Genomic DNA, 19,508 nt, shown 5'->3' on the forward strand with positions numbered 1-19,508 from the left:
AATCGTTAGACGCCATCACTGTGTCCCAGTTCCTCGTCATTGCTACACCTATTCTGTTAAAGATATCATGTGCGATAACTCCATGATGCCTAGAGGCAGAAGATAACTCTACTTCATAACTCTATCAAAAGAATCCTATAAGTGAGAGAAACATCCATGTCCATCGCATGGGGATGTGCTCTCGCTTTTTTCTGTATAAAAGATTTGACAAACTTGACCATTCCCCCTATAATTTTGAACACTTTACGCGAAAGTGGTTTTTGATTAACCAAACAGTTAATCGGAAAGGAAAGAGATGAGCTCACTCCAAACTTTAAATCGAAAGATCAAAACGGTCGTCAGTCCTTTTCATGAGTTATTATGCAGTCTGCATGTCTTCCATCAACCAGAACACCATCCAACAAGATTACAATGGGCTCTGGAGCTCAAGAAAAGGATGCCTCTTGCTCTACAGGAGAACATCCACACACTTGGGCAGTTGTCAGACCGTTGGATCGCTCTGCTAGATTTACCGGACCGTATGGGTGTCCCTATTTCTTGCAATCAAGGAATCACCCTACTCAAAAAACTTCCGGATGCAGAGCTAGTGTATCTATTTATGAATCAAGAAATTGCACTAAGTACCCTAGTCGAATGGCTGAATGAATCTGAAAGCAAGCGTTCGCTGATGAAGTTGAGTGGAAACGTGAAGTACCTGATAAACAATCTGGCTAGTGTTCGCAAGCTGTTAATCTCAACATTAATTACATACGAACATGATTATTTCGGGCAGGAATGGGACTATATTGAACCATTTATGAACATCTCAGCCGCTCAGTTTCAAGACTTAGCCAGTCGATCCCCGGAAAAGGCACTAAATACGCTCCACCCACGCCTCCTCGCAGAGAACGGGACTCTAACAGTTCAAAAGGCAGTAACGTATTACTTTTCTTATGAACAGCTTGGACAAGTGTACGTTTTTCCTTCTACTTTCATATTTCCGCATCTGCTTGTTGGCTGGTACGAAGATACTTTATTTTTACCACTCACGGTGGATGTTCCCGGTCTTGCCTTTAGTGAAGGACCGCCGAGTGACCTGTTGCGCCAACTCAAAGCTTTAAGTGATGATACGCGGATGCGAATTCTGAAACTACTGTGGAAAAATCCACATTGTACCAAGCAGCTTGCGCCAATATTGGGTATTTCTGAAGCTGCGGTCTCTAAACAGCTAAAACAACTAAGTGAAGCAGGATTTACCCAATCACAGCGAAAAGGGAATTATTTATTTTATTCAGTGAACAAAGAAGTCTTTGATAATCTTCTCGTTCTGCAAAGGCAGTACCTTGAACAATAAGGTTAATGAAAGGTGTGAGTACAGTTGTGGCATATCGCTATCGCAACTCTAAAAAGAAACCAAAAATCTAATCTTAGAGCCTTTCCCTGGACCTTTACATTCGGGCACATTATTGATGGAGTTTATCTAGTCATCATCTCTTATTTTTCTTATGTGTATCTAATCAATGGGGATATAGATTCAAAATTCGCTATCTATAGTGGCAGTGATGACTATCTGACCTATGTAATTATTGGAGGTATGCTCAGTATATTTTCCGTCAGTATGATGATGAATGTATCCAGGGCACTTATTACCGAATGGAGAGAAGGTACACTTGAGGCACTGTTGCTCTCCCCTTCAAGCCGGAGCGGTTATTTTCTAGGAAACGCAGTCCAGCAGTTGTATCGAAGCGGGGCGGAATTGCTGGTGGTTCTCTTCTTTGGCCTTTTGGCAGGACTTCGGCTCCCCTCTGTTCACTTTATATCTCTCCTCGTGGGAATTTTGCTGTTTTTACTATCATGTTATGCGATGGCGCTGGTGCTAGGAAGCATTATGCTTTATACAAGGGACACCTTCATTGTTCAAAATACTCTATTTACGATAACTGCTCTACTATGTGGATTTCAGTTTCCAAGGCAATACTTGCCTGACTACTTGCAGGCTATAGGTGAGATTTTCCCATTGACCTATGCGCTACAACTGCTACGAGGCACGCTGCTAACTGGAGAATCAATACGATTAATTGATGCATTGCCTATCATACTACTTAGTGTTGTATACATAACGGTTGGTCAATGGACAAATCGGCGCATAGAGCGCGGGTTGTTCGAACGTTTCTAAAACCTTGGAGGGTGAAAACCATTGATAAACATGCATGAAGTTACTAAAATTTACGAAAGCAAACACAGACTGGGCTGGTTCCGTTCGGAAAAAAGATCAGTGACTGCAGTGAAATCACTATCTTTAGATATCGCTGCGGGGGAAATCGTAGGTCTTCTCGGTCTAAATGGCGCTGGAAAAACCACTACAATCCGTATGCTCTCTACTCTCCTAGAGCCAACCTCAGGCAGTATTGAAGTCGATGGAATGTCACTGCACAAGAATCGACAGGCCATTCAGCAAAAAGTAAATATGATCGCCGGAGGAGAACGAATGTTGTACTGGCGACTCACTGGTAGAGAGAATCTTCAATACTTCGGTAAACTCTATGGAATGAACAGCCCTCAAATCGCTAGAGAAGCAGAACGTCTTCTGGAGGAAGTAGGTTTGACCCAAGCTGCTGACCAACCCGTTGAGCAATATTCTAAAGGGATGAAGCAACGACTGCAAATCGCCCGCGGACTTATCAACGATCCACAATACTTATTTCTAGATGAGCCCACACTTGGCCTTGATGCCCCCATTGCCAGGCAGCTTCGCGGTACGATAAGAAAGCTTGCACTGGACAGTGGAAAGGGTATCCTTCTGACCAGCCATTATTTGCAGGAGGTCGAAGAACTCTGTGACCGGGTTTATGTACTGAATCGAGGCGAGCTTCTGCTCTGTGACAAACCTGAGCGGATTGTCCATCAGGTTGCAGGCTCGCAAACTGCTCATTTAGAGGTTACAGGCTGGCATGAATCACTTCGTCCCAAGCTACTAGAGCATCTACGAACATATACTCAGCCTGCGGAATTAATGGGTGTCTGCGCAACAGAAAAACTTGAACTTCGAAATGATGGACTGCAGCGCATTTCTGTAAAGACACCTTCGGCTGATAGGATCATTACAGAGCTGCTGCCATGGACTACGGAGCATGGGCTTAGCATTAAAAGCTTCGCATCCGAAAAACCTAATTTGGAGGATGCGATTATCCTCCTTTCGGAAGGAAGGGTATCATGAACTTACATAGCTTATGGTTTACCCTTAGCGCGGAGATCACTAAGCAGCATCGAAATAGAGTTAAGGGACGCGCAGTGTTTTTTTCACTTCTACTCTGGCCGGCGCTCACCTTTTTAACCACCTACTTTACTATGCAGCCCTTTAGAACAGGAGCAGGATCAGCACTCTCAAAAGTTATACCAGATGGACGGATTCCCCTTTTTCTGCTGAGCGGATATCTCGTCTTTCAGTTATACTGGACGGTTGTGCAAGCCGCATGGTTATTCGAACAAGAACGCAAAGGGGGCACACTTGAGGTAGTGTTCCTAACCCCAGCGTCAAAAATGGCCTTCCTGTATGGACGTTCCATATATTCACTATTTCACGGAATATGGATGTTCGCTTGTTTCTCCATCCTGACTTTCATTTTTCTTGCGGATGCAACGACTGTTAACTGGGGCGCCTTATTGCCTGTATTAGTACTTATCATGATATCAGCGGTTATATGGGGAGCTTTGCTGTGTGCGATATCTCTATTCTCAAGGGATTCAGGGCTACTCTATTACATCTTTCAAGCACCAATGGAGCTGTTTGGTGGGGTTCGTATTCCACCAGCGGTATTCCCAGCATGGGCAACGGGCCTATCCCTTCTGTTTCCACTCACATATAGTCTGGTTCTCGTGCGCGGGGCGTTATACGATAATATCGGGATTAGCTGGTGGTGGGCTCTCGGCGCTTTAATCGTAGGTAGTTCTTGTCTTGTCATTTGTACCCGCTATCTTCTGGTTAGGGCAGAACAACATGCAAGAGTAAAAGGGAATTGGACTTTATTCTAATTGTAAATGACCAAGTCTTTAACACATAGGACCTAAATGACGTTATTTGCCGGTTCTTAGCTTTTTCAGAAGTTTCGCGGACTCCAGTGACACTATTCCTTCAAAAAGGGTTCATATTGGGAGTTTTTAGGGCCGATAACTGCTATGCAGTCCGTTAGAATTCCAAATGGGAAAGAAGACTGTGTTTAAGGTCAGTGGTGTCCGAAAACTGTTTCTTACGCGCAAATGCTCCCTAACCACAAAAAACCCGGCAGACAAATCTGCCGGGTTTTTTCATATTTTATATGCTGGAGATAAACACATCTTATAAGTCAGGATGTTCGTGTTTTGCCTTGAGACGATTCCAACGGCGCTCAACTTCTTCTTCGAAGCTGTGCAAAGCTGGCTCATTCTCAGGTTTCAACAAGTGACGAGTTTTACCCATTGTCTTCAGCCATGCTGAGAGCTCGACACGTTTGCCCTTGTCTTCAGGATTATATGTGATATTCGTAGAACCATGCTCTACTTCATATAACGGGAAGAAGCAAGACTCAACAGCTAATGAAACGATGTTAGTGCCTTCCTTATCATCAGACATCCAGTTTAGCGGACATGCGATCAGGATTTTACCATACACCAAACCTTCGTTTTGTGCGTACCACTGTGCTTTTGCCGCTTTTTTCACCAGATCCTGCGGATAAGCCTCCGAACCCGTGAAGACATAAGGAATGTTAGTAGCCGCCATAATTTGTGCTGTATCTTTATGCTGAGTCACTTTACCTTGCTGCTGCTTGCCGATACTGGAGGTTGAAGTACGATGACCCAGTGGTGTCGAATAGGACTGCTGTGCTCCAGTATTCATGTAACCCTCGTTATCGTACTCTACAATAATCATTTTGTGACCACGCAGTGCAGCTCCAATTGCCGGTCCCATCCCGATGTCCATGCCGCCATCTCCGGTTACCATAACAAACGTAAAGTCCTCTTTAAGCCCTAGTCCATCCAGCTCACCGCGACGTTTGCGTTCCCAGAACATCTCTACGACACCGGACAAGGTAGCCGCTCCATTTTGGAAAAGATTATGGATAAACGTTGATTTATGGGACGAATACGGGTACCCCGTAGTCGTTACCATGGCACAGCCTGTATGATAAAGTGCGACGATATCCCCTTCAATCCCTTTGAAGAAAGTCTCCAGTCCTGAGAAAATCCCACAACCCGGACACGCACCATGCCCTGGGGAGAGCCGTTTAGGTTTCTTCGTCAAGCTGCGTAGCGGCGGAATCCGTACGCTTAATTTGCCCGTTGCTTCATCCTGTTTCACAGTGATCAAGCCTGTCTTCAGTGAGTCAAAGTCCATTGGCTTCAGAAGACGTTGTGGAGCTTTATCTGGTGTACCCGGATTGTGGCCGTAATAATCAAATGGTATGTCTACTCGATCTGCAGCAACAGCATCAATTGCTAATTGGAAAAATGCATGACCATCTTCTGCGTAGAAGTCCTTACCACCCAAACCGTAAATACGGCTTATTACTTTAGTCGTAGTGTTGCCATATGTGAACAGGGCTGCCTTAATTTCATTGACCATGTTACCACCGTGTCCGCCAACAGAATCTGCGCGGTCACCAACGGTGATTGCTTTAACGTTTTTCAGCGCTTCAGCAATTTGCTTCTGCGGGAAAGGACGGATCATATTCGGCGAGATTGCACCGGCTTTGATTCCTTGCAAACGAAGCTGATCTACAACATCCTTAATAATCTCAGAGGCAGAATTCATCAAGAATACGGCTACTTCAGCATCTTCCATCCGATATTCCTCGATCATTGGATAATAACGTCCGGTTAACTCAGCAAATTCCTTCGCGATTTCTTCAAAAACTTCACCCGCATTGTACATAGCTACGGACTGTTGATAACGGTTGTTAATATAGTCAGGTTCGTTCATATAAGGGCCAACGGTTACCGGATTATTGCGGTCTAAAGTATCGGTGAAACCTGTTGGAGGTTGTGCTCCAACAAATTTATGAACATCCTCCCGATGAGTAAAGGCCTGTACGCGGCGCTTCTGGTGGGAAGTGAAATATCCATCTGAAGCCACCATTACCGGAAGACGAACTTTAGCATGTTCAGCAAGCTTCAATGCCATTAGGTTCATATCATAAACAGATTGTGGATCCCGGCACATTAAAATTGGCCAACCTGTATTCAGGGCAAAATACAAATCAGAATGATCCCCGTGAATATTCAGCGGTCCAGAGATCGAACGGCAGATTAGATTCATAACCATAGGCATACGCGTACCAGCTTGTACAGGCAATTGCTCAAGCATGAACATATAACCTTGGGCACTGGTAGCATTAAATACACGTCCGCCAGCCGTTGAAGCGCCATAACAGATTCCAGCAGAGCTATGCTCGCCATCTGACGGAATCAGCATAATATCATGCTGGCCGTTCGCTTTCATCGTATCAAGAAATTGCGCTACTTCTGTCGATGGAGAAATCGGAAAATACCCCATTACATGATAATTAATCTGATGAGCAGCGTAAGCTGCCATTTCATTGCCGGATTCATATAGGAATTTCTGCTCTACTTTAGCAGAGCCTATTTCTTTTTCATAATCTATAGCCACGTGTATTCCACCTTTCCTCCGTTAATTAGGCCTCAGTAACGAGATCAAAAATATGCCGGACCGTATGACTCTCTGCGTAGCCTTCTTCCTCACGTTCGCCTGACAAGGCAGTTGTAGGACAAGCTTCTACACATTTTAAACAGCCTTTACAGTATTGGTAATCAATACCTTGCAGGAACATTTGTGGACGCCCCTTCTTATCAGGCTGCTCATCCCAAACAAAACACAGATCAGGACACACCGTATCGCACTGCGCACAATGAATACAATCCTCCTGCTTAAAATGAGGCAGCAAACCGGAGCGAGAAATGCTCAAGTTCTTTAAAAAGCTGCTCCCAGGATTCGTAATGGTACCGCCGATAGGCTGTGTTTCATAACCCAATGCGGAAATATCAGACCGCACGAATTCAGGCATTGTCACGCCCGCAGGCAGTGGAAAATGCATAAACTTAACTTCATTAAATCCACGGTCGAAAGTAGTCAGCGCTGACTGTACTGCCTGTGGATACTTTTTGCCTAGTGATTTCTCTATAACGCCTTTCATAATTTCAGGGTCCAAGAAATCACACATCCGGAACAACGCGCCCAGCATCGCCATATTAACGCGGTTTTTCTCATCTAAGGCGATAGTTGTAGCATCAACGACTGCAATAGTTCCTCCCATCATATTCAGGGAGGATTTCAATTCCTCCGGCGATTTTGCTGAGTTTACCAATACTGTGCTATGTTCATAAATTCCGCTAATTACGTTAACTGTCTTTGCTAGTGCTTCGTGAAATACCCCAACAACATGCGGGCGCTCAACCGGAGACGTGTCACGAATAGGTGTGTTCAAATCACAAAACCGGATATGCGCTTTTACCGCTGATCCCTTCTTCTCCGAACCATATGACGAAAAGCTGACCCCATTCATTCCAGCACCGACAACGCCTGCTTCCGCAAGCATTTTACCAGCCAGGTTCGCACCCAACCCTCCAATTGACTCCAGACGAATCTCAAAAAATCCGAGCTCGTTCACTTTTGGTAACTGTACCACCGACATAGCCCCTTTCAGAATGTCATCTAGTATAATATCCTTTTGACTTTTTCAACGATTGTAACTTGATTTCGCAAGACGCGAAGTGACAAATCTTGCATTTTCCAAGTGTTGCCTAAGCTTATTTATCTACTTTCATTTAGCAATAAAATTAAAAATTAAGATGTTAAATTCATCACATTGTTCATGATAAATATCACACACCGATGAAAAATCACCTCTATTTCTGCAAATGTGTATCATTTATACTTTTCAACTAGTCCATTTCAGGATAAACTGATTCTTGGTGTAATTTTTTGAACCTACTTAGGAGGCATTAAATGTGAAGTCAAACGAAGCATCATTACAGAAAAAATTGCTTCCACGGCATATCAGCTTTATGGCGATGGGCGGCGTAATCGGTACGGGGATTTTCAAAGGAAGCTCTGAGACGATAAGCATTGCTGGACCAGGGGTTGTTCTCTCCTATGTATTGGCAGGCTTGCTGCTACTAGTCGTTATGGGTGCAATTGCCGAAATGGCCACGGTATACCCGAACAAAAATATGAAGGAATTCATTCGCGAGGCTTTTGGAGAACGGCTCTCCTTTATCGTGGGTTGGCTATATTGCTTCATGTGGTTGACTGTCTGCGTGATCGAAGTGCTGGCGGCAGGAAGCTTCTTGCAATACTGGTTACCGGATGTTCCGTTATGGCTACTGAGTCTAGCAAGTGGTGCTTTAATTATTGGCATCAATATGATGAGTGTAAGCGGTTATGGAGAGACGGAGTTTTGGTTAGCAGGAATCAAAATAGCTATGATTATCATCTTTATTATTCTGGGAGCTGCATTATTGTTTGGGCTATTGCCTATGTCTGAAGGGACACCCTATTTAAGTAATTTTACGGATTATGGCGGATTATTCCCACAAGGCTGGACACCTATCTTCTCTGCCCTTCTGGTCGTCATGTTCTCATATGGCGGATCTGAGCTGATTGGACTAACTTTAACAGAAACTCAAGATGCAGAAAAAGTGTTGCCTAGAGTTGTCAAAAGCTTCATTTTGCGCGTTATTCTGTTCTATACGATTCCAATTCTGATCATCTGTGGGTTAATTCCTTGGAATCAGCTTAACGAGCATACCAGCCCCTTTGTGCAGGTTTTAGCAGCTACAGGACTTAAGGGTGCTGACCATGTTATGAACTTCATACTGATTACAGCTGTGCTCTCTGCTGCTAACTCCGGTATCTATGGCGCCACACGGATGTTGCACTCTTTGGCTTCACAGGGTGAAGCTCCACGTAGCTTAGCAAAGACCTCAGCAAAAGGTGTGCCGATCAACAGTCTTAAACTTTGCGCTATAGTTCTTTTTGTTGGTTCTATGTTAGCGTACTTCGCACAGGATGGACTTTTCCGGCTGCTGATGGCTGTTCCCGGCTTCGTAGTAAGCTTGGTATGGATCAGCATCTGTCTATCACAGCTGAAGCTGCGGAAAACCTATCCTAAAGAGCCAAGCTTTAAAGTCTGGGGCTTTCCTTATATAACGATTTTGACACTTATCTGTTTGTCGGTTATTACGATTTCCTTCCTTTTCGACACTCAGAACCGGATCAGCATAGGCACATGTCTTGGCTTCCTGCTGATGCTTACCATCTGGTCATTCGCGAAATTCCGGAAGAAGAACTAAACTAAATTGCTCGCATTGACATGTAAAAAGGTGTATCCATTGTTCTACGCGATCGCGTAGAATGGGGATACACCTTTTCTTATGGGATCGTTGATTCGCCTACTCGCACCGGATTCGTCCCGTTCTGCGGTATATATACCGTTGATTTACCTCCTCACACCGGATGCGCCTCATTCTACGGGATTTATACCGTAGATTTGCCCACTCACACCGGATTCGCCTCATTCTACGGGATTTATACCGTTGATTTACCTCCTCACACCGGATGCGCCTCATTCTACGGGATTTATACCGTTGATTTACCTACTCGCAACGGATTCGGCTCATTCTACGGGATTTATACCGTAGATTTGCCCAGTCACATCGGATGCGCCTCATTCTGCGGGATTTATACCGTTGATTTGCCTACTCACACCGGACGAGCCACATTCTACGGGATTTATACCGTTGATTTGCCTACTCGCACCGGATGCGCCACATTCTACGGGATTTATACCGTAGATTTGCCTACTCACACCGGATTCGCCTCATTCTACGGGATTTATACCGTTGATTCGCCTACTCGCACCGGATTCGCCTCATTCTGCGGGATTTAAACCGTAGATTTGCCTACTCGCAACGGATTCGCCACATTCTGCGGGAGATATACCGTTGATTCGCCTACTCGCAACGGATTCGCCTCATTCTACGGGATTTATACCGTAGATTTGCCTACTCGCACCGGACGAGCCACATTCTACGGGATTTATACCGTAGATTTGCTCACTCACACCGTCGCCTCATTCTACGGGATTTATACCGTTGATTCGCCTACTCGCACCGGATGCGCCTCATTCTGCGGGATTTATACCGTTGATTCGCCTACTCGCACCGGATTCACCACATTCTACGGGATTTATACCGTAGATTTGCCTACTCGCAACGGATTCGCCACATTCTGCGGGAGATATACCGTTAATTTGCCTAATCGCACCGGATGCGCTCCATTCTACGGGATTTATACCGTTGATTTGCCTACTCGCACCGGACGAGCCACATTCTGCGGGATTTATACCGTAGATTTGCCTACTCGTTCCGCATTCGCCCCGTTCTACGGGATTTATACCGTAGATTTGCTCACTCGCACCGGATTCGCCTCATTCTACGGGATTTATACCGTTGATTTACCTACTCGCAACGGATTCGCCACATTCTACGGGATTTATACCGTAGATTTGCTCACTCGCACCGGGTTCGGCTCATTGTACGGGATTTATACCGTTGATTTATCTACTCGCAACGGATTCACCACATTCTACGGGATTTATACCGTAGATTTGCCTACTCGCAACGGATTCGCCACATTCTGCGGGAGATATACCGTTGATTTGCCTACTCACACCGGATTCGCCTCATTCTACGGGATTTATACCGTTGATTTGCCTACTCACACCGGATTTGCCTCATTCTGCGGGATTTATACCGTTGATTTACCTCCTCACACCGGATTCGCCTCATTCTACGGGATTTATACCGTTGATTTGCCTACTTACACCGGATTCGCCACATTCTACAGGATTTACTTATTCTTTTGGGTTTATGGTAATTTGTCGATATACTTTAACTAGTGTTCTGCTGCACAAAATGCAACGAAAGCCAAATCAGATATACGCAGACAAGCTGGCTTAATATACTTTCAGAAATAAACTCGCGGCGTTCGAAGTTAACAAACGCAAGCTTCACCCAAACGTCGGCTTCACCCAAACGCAAAAAAGCACGGGAATCTAATCCTCACATGCTTCTTTCCATCGAAACTACAAAATCTACTCGATCTCCGGCTGAATATGCTCCGCGATCAATTGTTGCTTGTTGGTCCAGACCTTCTCACTCAGATTCACCCGGTACACCTCAGGATTGAGCTTACGCAGATATTCCGGCCAGAACAGATCCTTCTGCTCCCGATGGTAACGGCGAACTTCATTCAGATCCGGCAAAGTATAGACCTGGAAGCCGTTCACATAGATCGGCTCAAGCATAGGCAGCGCTTCATAGCGCTCCACATACTTGTGCATGTATGGATGCAACGGATTAAACAGCTTCACCCGACCGCCGTTGCGCGGAGCTTCCTCTTCCGGGAAGCAGATATAATCTGCTAGCGCTTTGCCATTTTTCCCGATAATCCGGAATACGTCCTTGCTGCCTGGCGTGGATACTTTTTCAGGGTTAGAAGAAATCTTGATCGTCGGTACCATTTCTCCCGTTGCGGACTCAATTTCTACCAGCTTATAGACCCCACCCAAAGAGGGTTGATCCGAAGCCGTAATCAATTGTGTGCCTACGCCCCACGTGTCGATGGCTGCACCTTGCAGCTTCAGATCCATGATTGTATTCTCATCCAAATCATTGGATGCCACAATCTTCACATAATCGAGCCCAGCTTCATCCAGCATGTTCCGCGCCTGCCGGGATAGATAGGCTAAGTCACCGCTGTCTAAGCGGATACCGATCATCTTTTTACCTTGAGCTTCAAGCTTTTTGGCGGTTCTAATCGCATTCGGCACACCACTGCGCAACGTATCGAAGGTATCAACTAATAGTGTAACTTCATCAGGCATCACCTTGGCATAAGCATCAAAAGCTTCCTGCTCGCTGCTGAAGCTCTGAACCCAAGAATGCGCATGTGTACCTTTGGTAGGGATGCCAAACATTTTACCTGCCAGCATGTTAGAGGTTGCATCAAAGCCGCCGATATAAGCCGCTCTAGCGCCCCAGACCGCCGCATCCGCTTCTTGTGCCCGTCGGGTACCAAACTCCAGCAGAATATCATTCGGAGCCACCTGCTTAATTCGGGAAGCCTTCGTAGCGATCAGCGTCTGGTAGTTCATGAAGTTCAGAATGGCGGTCTCCACCAGCTGCGCTTCCATGATCGTCCCTTCCACACGGATTAGTGGCTCATCCGGAAAAATCAACGCCCCTTCTTTCATCGAATAAACGTTGCCCTGAAAATGAAATTGCAGCAATTCTTCCAAAAAAGCGGGAGCGTAATTTTCTTCTTGCTCCGACAAGTAACGGATATCATCTTCGGTGAAACGCAAACCGCCGATGTACCCAACGATACGCTCTAATCCTGCGAACACGGCATAGCCGTTTCCGAAAGGTAACTTGCGGAAATAAGCTTCAAATACAGCTTTTCGCTTATGGCTTCCATTCACCCAGTGAGCATACATCATATTGATCTGATATTTATCTGTATGTAGCGCAAGTTCTCTCTTCAAGTCCTCATCTCCTAATATCCACGTTGCTGTATGTGTATGTTTTTTATAGTATTATGCCTTAACAACGTCTGCTCCTAAACTTCCCCGGAAATGATTTAGTGCCCATTTATGTCCATCCGCGTTGAAGCTGGCGACCGCATCTTCGTGCACAGTAATAGTAAAACCTTTGTTATATGCATCCACCGCAGTGTGCAAAACACATATATCTGTACATACACCAATCAAATGAAGGTCAGTAATGCCACGTTCCCGCAGCTTGATCTCTAGATCGGTTCCACTAAAAGCGCTATATCGAGTTTTGTCCATCCAATAGATGGAATCCTGGTCAGCTTCATAAACAGTTTTCAGACTTCCATAAAGCTCCCGCCCCTCAGTCCCTCGTACATTGTGAGGTGGAAACAGTTTACTCTCAGGATGATAAGGATCATTGTCTTCATGTAAATCTACAGCCATTACAACATAATCGCCATTTTGGACAAACTCAGATGTTAATTGGCTGATTCTTGGCTCGATGTCGATTGCAGGCTGCCCAACCGGTAAATTCCCATTGACAAAATCATTGGTAAAGTCAATTACTATTAGTGCTCTCATGAGAATCGTCCCTCCCCTGATTTAAGACACTACGTATAAATGGACAACAATGGCTCGTGATCTGTAAACATATACAGCTGAGCCGGGCGTTGTGAGTATTGATTGGAGCTGAGTGCATTGCCCTCTTCATCTCTCACTTCTTTTAATATACCCTGACGGCTGCGTGTTGACGTGATTTTACGAATAAAATTTGGCTCTTTAAATTCCGGCACTACTGTCTGAATCACCTGATAAAGCTCACTTAGCGTAAAATGCCTAGGCAAAAACTGTCTTGCTATCGTTGTCTGCAGCATTTGCTGTTGGATACGTACGTATGCATCCTTGATGATTTCATGGTGGTCAAAAGCGAGCTCCAGTTCTTCTAACGCTTCCTGCAACGTAAATAAACCCACTTCACCCGCATCGTCGGAAGCTTGTCTTTGTTCCAGCATCCACTCTTCTACTAAGGCGAAAAAGGCATGGCTGATTATCCATCCCCGAGGGTCGCGGCCAGGTGTACTATAAACTCCAAGATATTCTAAGTGACCTCCATCGACACCGGTCTCTTCTTTCAGCTCACGAGTTGCAGCATCATAAATAGACTCATCTTCCTGACAGAATCCGCCTGGTAGAGCCCACATGCCTGCACATGGCCATTTTTTCCGTCTAATTAACATTACCTTCAATTCACGTAAAGGCAACGTCTTAGTGACCGTCTTCCGTTCGCGTTTGGTCAGTGTAAACATTACAATGTCGGCCGGAACACCATCCGGTGTACGATATTTTTTGGCGTTATAGGTTAATTCCCCATTGTCGCTCATAATTGCCCCATCCTTTTCCGAAGCTGTAGTTTTACTTATTCGTATCTTTAAATGTACCAAACATGTTCTTCATAAATCAACAGCTAAATTCCATTATTTTACATTATCCTACAAAAAAGACTATATGAGAAACGACCTTGTCGTTGAATTATAAGGATTATGTATATTCTTGAATCTTACTTCTACCTCTTATATTGAAATAAAGGGACGGATCTGCATCCGCCCCCTGAACTGAGTGTGGGTTATCCGCATGTGGTCGGAGGCGCTTCGGTGCCGGCTTCCACATTTATTTTTTCCGAAACGGTATCTCTAATCACGGAAATTACCAGCTGGAGCAAATAATTAATATCGCTCTGGCTTTGCTGAAATTCATTGACGACAGGAATACCGTCGATCTCATCTTGCAGCACTTCAATTTCACGTTCAATTTTGGCGACCATATCTTTATTATTGAAGCTTTCGAAGGCCACGATTTCTTTTTGTTTTTTCTTAATGGTTGCAATCAGTCCTTGCACACGCTCGTGATTAAGAATTTTTTGCTCCGCCTGCTGAAAATGGCGAACCTCTTCGCTGGTTGAGATTAATGATGCTAATTCTTTAGCTTTGCCCATAATATCCTCGCGAACGATCAGATCACGGGTATTATAAGTCTTCATTCCATATTTATTCAACCGTTGTTCTTCTGTACTCATTAGTCATCTCCCCATTCGTATGTGATTAATGAACAGCTGCGGCCTCAACCACAATATCCCCTTTAATGTACCATGTTTTGGTATCTGTAATTCTCACTTTTACAAATGTGCCGATAAGCTCCTTCGGACCTTCAAAATGGACCAGCTTGTTAGCGCGGGAACGGCCAGAAAGGACTTCGGAGTTATTCTTACTCTCCCCTTCTACCAGCACCTCTACAACTTCACCCAGCATCCGGTCATTAATGATCCGGCTGTTCTCCTTGATGAGATCATTTAATCTTTGCAGACGTTCACTTTTCACCGACATCGGTACATTATCTTCCATAGCTGCTGCTGGTGTACCCTCCCGCGGAGAATAAATGAACGTATATGCCATATCATACCCAACCTCACGCACAAGCGATAGGGTATCTTCAAATTGCTCATCAGTCTCCCCAGGGAAACCAACGATAATATCGGTACTTAATACAGCATTCGGCACACTTATCTTAATCTTACGCACTAATTCCAGGTAAGCTTCCCGGGTATATTTACGGCTCATTTTCTTAAGAACGGCAGTACTTCCCGATTGTACCGGCAGATGGATATGCTCCACCAAGTTGCCGCCTTTGCCTAGAACCTCAATCAATTTATCGTCAAAATCCCGCGGATGCGATGTCATGAAGCGAATGCGCGGAATATCAATCAGGCGCATATCATCCATCAGGTTACCGAAAGTGTAATCAATGTCTGTAAAATCTTTACCGTAAGCATTTACGTTCTGCCCCAGCAACGTTACTTCCTTGAAGCCTTGGCGGGCAAGCTCTCTCACCTCAGCGATAACGTCCTCAGGACGACGACTGCGTTCTTTACCGCGTGTAAACGGTACGATGCAATACGTGCAGAACTTATCACAGCCATACATAATGTTCACCCAAGCGCGCATGCCTTCCCGCTTCTTCGGCAAGTTCTCAATAATGTCGCCTTCTTTAGACCATACCTCAACCACAAGCTCTTTACTAAATACCGCTTCTTTAATGAGGTGTGGCAATCTGTGAATATTATGCGTACCGAAGATCATATCCACGAAGCCATGCTTTGACATAATCCGGTTGACTACGCCTTCCTCTTGGGACATGCAACCGCATACCCCTAACAACAGACCCGGCTTCTCGATCTTCAGGTTCTTAAGATGTCCTAGCTCTCCAAATACCTTATCCTCGGCGTTCTCACGAATCGCACAAGTATTCAGCAAAATGAGATCCGCATCATTACGGTCAGCGACACTGCGGTAGCCCATCTGTTCCAATAGGCCCTTCATCGTTTCCGTGTCATGCTCATTCATTTGGCAGCCATAAGTAAAAATAGCATATTTTTTTCCTACACCATAGGTCTTCATATCCTCTGGGATTTCGAAATCATAATGAACCTCAATACCTTCTTTGCCACGCCGTTTGCCTTCTTTGTAGTTTGGCTGGCTGTTTATCTGAATGTTTCTTCCTTTAATACGATATGTTGTTTTTCCTTCTTGCTCACTTATAACCTTTGCATCACTGAAATCAAAATATTTGGAGTAATCCTTCTCTTGTGCCAACTAGAATACACACCCTTAATTAAAACTTATATTTTAAACATTCACTAAAATTATAGCATAGTCTATCTGAGTATATCCATCGAAGGAACAGACTAAATTAGCAAAAAACCCCTCAATCGAGGGGTAAAACTAAATTACTTTACCTGTAATACCATCCACTCAGAATATAATTCAGCGAAGTAATCTTCCAGTTCTTTTTTGATAGTTTCGTTAATTTTCCCAGACGCTTTCTTCTGATCAATTATTTTCTGAACCTGTTCATTTATATAAGATAAATTTTCAGGAATGATAATCGGTATCTTTTTAACATAATTAGCAGAGTTATTAGCTGTCGGATTTATGGCATTAATGATGCTGTTGAAAATTTCAGAATTAAAGAATGCCAGCATTAAGTAAAGGTATTTTTCTTCTTTTGGAAATATACCCACTACTGATTGGTCGAACACCTGATTCTCTATTAAATTAGCTCTAATTTTCGATGATTTCACCATCGGTAAAGCAATACCTTTTTTAAAATAAAATTGAGAATTCTGGAATCTTGCTTTTTTATTTGTATTATACTGTTTAACAGCTTCTTTACTCCAATCGATGTACCAATCATTTTTTCTTACATAGCTGTCTGAACTACCCTTTACTATTGGAATAAATGCATTTGTCGCATCAATGCCTTCAAGAATATTTTCTACTTCAAGATAATTATTATTTATTTCATTTTCTTCTATTACCGGACATTTACTTATATTATTTTTAACATTTTCAGATGCTACTTTAAAATATTTCTTGTTGTCACCTGTATAAATTCCAGTTACGCAAAATGCAATATCATTTAAAGTAACTGAAGAAGTATTGATTAAATCCCTGATTCCTTGACCGGATTTTATTAAGAACGCCTTATCTAGTGATTCAAAAACTTCCTTTTGTTTTAAAATTTCCACGGAATAATTACTTAAATCTCTTTTATGTGTAATTTCATCAATGTCTTCTGGTTGCTTTAAATTCGTAATAATTCTTATATCATTTTCAAGAGCGATTTCTTTATCCACTGTTTTTTGAATTGTAATTATACACATTTTCGAATAACCATAATTAACCCCAGGGAAAAATTTTGATGGAAATATTAATATTTCTTTTATTTTAGTATTCAACAACATATACTCTCTTAAATTTTTATGCATATGAAGATTCATAAATGTATCGGGAATAATGAAACTCAGGATTCCTTCTTCCTTTAGTAGAGAAATACAACGAAGTAAGAACAAAGTATAAGATTCTTTAACATAAAAACCAGCATATCTTTTCTTTAATACATCTCTTTTTTCATAATCCTGCCACGCTCCATAAGGCGGATTGCCGATTACTTTATCGTAGTATCCATTTGACATAACAAACATATCAAGTTGTACATCAAGCAATGTATCTGAATTAATCACTCTAATGTTTGGATTATCTTTGTACTTACCATTTAAAATACTTACTGCCTCTGGATTCAGATCATAAGCTTCAATTTTACTGTTAGGGTTATGTCTCAATACCTCATCGATAAAAACACCATCGCCTGCTGATGGTTCTAGTATTAAGTCATCTGGCTGTAACTCAATTTGATTAATCATATAATCAGTAATAAATTGCGATTTTGTGTAGTACGAACGAAACTCATCCATTATTAATATCTCCTTTTATAAAAAAACTTAGGTTTAACTTATGTTAAGCATAAGTTAAACCTAAGAATAATTCAAGCTTGATTTTTACCACCAAGTTAAATAGTGATCTGCAAAAGTTTTACCTTGTCGTGAAGTGTAATTGGACTTCATATACGAAGAAGTTTTTTCGTCAAGATCATCTGGTATTGATAGCTGATGTTTTTCGATAATCTTTAAAGCTTCAAACCCAGTGTATCTATGTATCATACTATAAACTTCATTTCCTCTTTCAACAGACCACAGTCCTGAATTTTCAAGCTGTCTTAGATAATTATGCCCTGTGGCTTCTACTGTTCTTACTGCCAACATACATTTATATGGCTTTTCAGTTAATTCGTAGTAGTTCAACATATCATAAACTCGTGCGACTGTAAGCAGTCGTTCTTTATTACCTTTTTCATTAGAGCCATAACTTCCTTTAAAATCGATTATTACTTTTTCGTGTTTTGTTTCTGATTCGAATATTTCACCATCTAACTCCTCGAATGTTTCAAACAATTCATCAGAATTTAGATTTATACTTTCACCAAGAAGCGTCCATATCTTTTCATAATCATTAAATATATCCCTGATTACTTCTTCTGGCAATCCTTTTTCTATTAATTTATTGATGAATTTCTTTTTCACTTGTTCTTGCACATCTCCGAAACTAGGAGCAGTAAATCTTTTCACATTTTTTTTAACTGGAAAAGTCCAACATAGCTTTACAAGGCTTTCCCACAATTCTCCTGATCTACGGGACAAATCCATCGATTCATAATTCCAAAGATAATTTCTACATTCTAGAGATACAATGATCCAACAATAATAAACCAAAAATGCACACTCTGATTTCTGACTAGCATCAATTTTTTGTGTTAAAATCCCAAAGACATTTTTGTGAAGTTCATCTAAGAACTTGTTCATTTCTTTTGTCTTATCTTGATTTTTACCTTTCATTTTTGATACCTTTTCAAGAACTTCTGCTGAGTTTGTTCTCATCACACCCAAAATCAGTTTCTTATCCAATACATACAAAAAAACTCGCCTCCATATCAAACGTTCTAATACAACGTTATTAATTTCGACAAAGTTCTTTCTTTTCCTTCAGTGTGTTATTTTTTTATTTAATATTAATCCAAATCCCCTCTCCTAAGAGAGCTAAATTACTACTGGTTTTGCCGCATTATTATCAGTTCCTATAATACAAACTCTAAGTTGGTGATTAACCAGCTTCATTGATTCATCGCTAATTGTCCTTAAATAAGCTAATAATCTCTTTTTACTAATTGTATTCATTTGAGTTACATCAACTTTACCTTTAACTACTTCCACCACGGTTATTATAGAAGCACGAAAGTTTCCAATATTATTTGAAATAACTAAAACCTCTTGAACACTTCCATCGTACATTTCAGCAAGATAAATTTGCCCCCGAACAATACATTTCCAGTCTATATAATGCTTCTTCTTTTGTTTTAACTCTTGATTAACTATTTCTTTTTCAACTTTTACAGCCTCCATTTTATACACTCCTTTATAACTCTGAATTAAAATATATCGAATTATATAAGGATTTTATATTTTATCAAAAT

At 42.5% G+C, this 19,508-nt stretch carries 17 protein-coding genes; 7 read left to right on the forward strand and 10 right to left on the reverse strand.

All coding sequences use genetic code 11. The features are described from left to right. Positions 1-295: 295 nt before the first annotated feature. The 4 genes from NSS82_RS18910 to NSS82_RS18925 are packed head-to-tail and all read left to right on the forward strand — an operon-like array spanning position 296 to position 4,011. Complete coding sequence (locus tag NSS82_RS18910) at positions 296-1,333, forward strand: ArsR/SmtB family transcription factor (protein ID WP_080742514.1); 1,038 nt, start codon at positions 296-298, stop codon at positions 1,331-1,333. Between the two features lie 24 nt (positions 1,334-1,357). Next, on the forward strand, positions 1,358-2,155 hold the full coding sequence (locus NSS82_RS18915; RefSeq protein ID WP_036688041.1) for an ABC transporter permease: 798 nt from the start codon (positions 1,358-1,360) through the stop codon (positions 2,153-2,155). A 30-nt stretch (positions 2,156-2,185) separates the two neighbouring features. Further along, on the forward strand, positions 2,186-3,196 hold the full coding sequence (locus NSS82_RS18920) for an ABC transporter ATP-binding protein (RefSeq protein ID WP_038574550.1): 1,011 nt from the start codon (positions 2,186-2,188) through the stop codon (positions 3,194-3,196). After that, positions 3,193-4,011 (forward strand): ABC transporter permease, encoded by an 819-nt coding sequence (locus tag NSS82_RS18925; RefSeq protein ID WP_076103969.1) that lies wholly within the window; start codon positions 3,193-3,195, stop codon positions 4,009-4,011. Before NSS82_RS18920 ends, NSS82_RS18925 begins: the two co-directional genes overlap by 4 nt. A gap of 304 nt (positions 4,012-4,315) precedes the next feature. Here the strand turns inward: NSS82_RS18925 and NSS82_RS18930 are convergent, their stop codons facing one another. Then, positions 4,316-6,622: a thiamine pyrophosphate-dependent enzyme gene (locus NSS82_RS18930; protein ID WP_076273308.1), complete on the reverse strand. Its 2,307-nt coding sequence runs from the start codon at positions 6,620-6,622 to the stop codon at positions 4,316-4,318. Between the two features lie 25 nt (positions 6,623-6,647). Then, on the reverse strand, positions 6,648-7,658 hold the full coding sequence (locus NSS82_RS18935) for a 2-oxoacid:acceptor oxidoreductase family protein (RefSeq protein WP_076273309.1): 1,011 nt from the start codon (positions 7,656-7,658) through the stop codon (positions 6,648-6,650). Positions 7,659-7,980: 322 nt separating this feature from the next. Here NSS82_RS18935 and NSS82_RS18940 point away from each other — a divergent pair, with 322 nt between their 5' ends. The 3 genes from NSS82_RS18940 to NSS82_RS18950 all read left to right on the forward strand — a co-directional run bounded on the left by NSS82_RS18940 (position 7,981) and on the right by NSS82_RS18950 (position 10,931). Then, positions 7,981-9,324 carry an amino acid permease gene (locus NSS82_RS18940; RefSeq protein ID WP_036688050.1) on the forward strand — a complete coding sequence of 448 codons (1,344 nt, stop codon included), beginning with the start codon at positions 7,981-7,983 and terminating at the stop codon, positions 9,322-9,324. 197 nt (positions 9,325-9,521) lie between these two features. Continuing rightward, entirely contained in the window at positions 9,522-9,920 is a 399-nt protein-coding gene (locus tag NSS82_RS18945) for a hypothetical protein (protein WP_143761299.1), read from the forward strand. A gap of 9 nt (positions 9,921-9,929) precedes the next feature. Then, on the forward strand, positions 9,930-10,931 hold the full coding sequence (locus tag NSS82_RS18950; protein ID WP_340961110.1) for a hypothetical protein: 1,002 nt from the start codon (positions 9,930-9,932) through the stop codon (positions 10,929-10,931). Between the two features lie 195 nt (positions 10,932-11,126). Here NSS82_RS18950 and NSS82_RS18955 read toward each other — a convergent pair whose 3' ends face one another. From NSS82_RS18955 to NSS82_RS18990, 8 genes are all read right to left on the reverse strand, one after another. Next, positions 11,127-12,578 (reverse strand): nicotinate phosphoribosyltransferase, encoded by a 1,452-nt coding sequence (locus NSS82_RS18955; protein ID WP_036688051.1) that lies wholly within the window; start codon positions 12,576-12,578, stop codon positions 11,127-11,129. Positions 12,579-12,629: 51 nt separating this feature from the next. After that, positions 12,630-13,169: a cysteine hydrolase family protein gene (locus NSS82_RS18960; protein WP_076100056.1), complete on the reverse strand. Its 540-nt coding sequence runs from the start codon at positions 13,167-13,169 to the stop codon at positions 12,630-12,632. Positions 13,170-13,198: 29 nt separating this feature from the next. Next, positions 13,199-13,969, reverse strand: coding sequence for an NUDIX domain-containing protein (locus NSS82_RS18965; protein ID WP_036688055.1), 771 nt, complete (start codon positions 13,967-13,969; stop codon positions 13,199-13,201). Positions 13,970-14,211: 242 nt separating this feature from the next. After that, positions 14,212-14,661 carry a RicAFT regulatory complex protein RicA family protein gene (locus NSS82_RS18970; protein ID WP_036688057.1) on the reverse strand — a complete coding sequence of 150 codons (450 nt, stop codon included), beginning with the start codon at positions 14,659-14,661 and terminating at the stop codon, positions 14,212-14,214. Positions 14,662-14,686: 25 nt separating this feature from the next. Further along, entirely contained in the window at positions 14,687-16,234 is a 1,548-nt protein-coding gene (gene miaB, locus NSS82_RS18975) for a tRNA (N6-isopentenyl adenosine(37)-C2)-methylthiotransferase MiaB (RefSeq protein WP_341109841.1), read from the reverse strand. Positions 16,235-16,368: 134 nt separating this feature from the next. After that, the gene (locus NSS82_RS18980) at positions 16,369-17,895 is read right to left on the reverse strand and encodes an Eco57I restriction-modification methylase domain-containing protein (RefSeq protein ID WP_341109842.1); all 1,527 of its coding nucleotides are present in this window, start codon (positions 17,893-17,895) and stop codon (positions 16,369-16,371) included. 84 nt (positions 17,896-17,979) lie between these two features. After that, entirely contained in the window at positions 17,980-18,951 is a 972-nt protein-coding gene (locus NSS82_RS18985; protein ID WP_341109843.1) for a hypothetical protein, read from the reverse strand. Between the two features lie 123 nt (positions 18,952-19,074). Continuing rightward, the gene (locus tag NSS82_RS18990; protein ID WP_341109844.1) at positions 19,075-19,437 is read right to left on the reverse strand and encodes a hypothetical protein; all 363 of its coding nucleotides are present in this window, start codon (positions 19,435-19,437) and stop codon (positions 19,075-19,077) included. Between the last annotated feature and the right edge of the window lie 71 nt (positions 19,438-19,508).

The sequence above is a fragment of the Paenibacillus sp. FSL H7-0735 genome (genome assembly GCF_038008505.1).
GTDB classification, from domain to species: Bacteria; Bacillota; Bacilli; order Paenibacillales; family Paenibacillaceae; genus Paenibacillus_AQ; species Paenibacillus_AQ odorifer.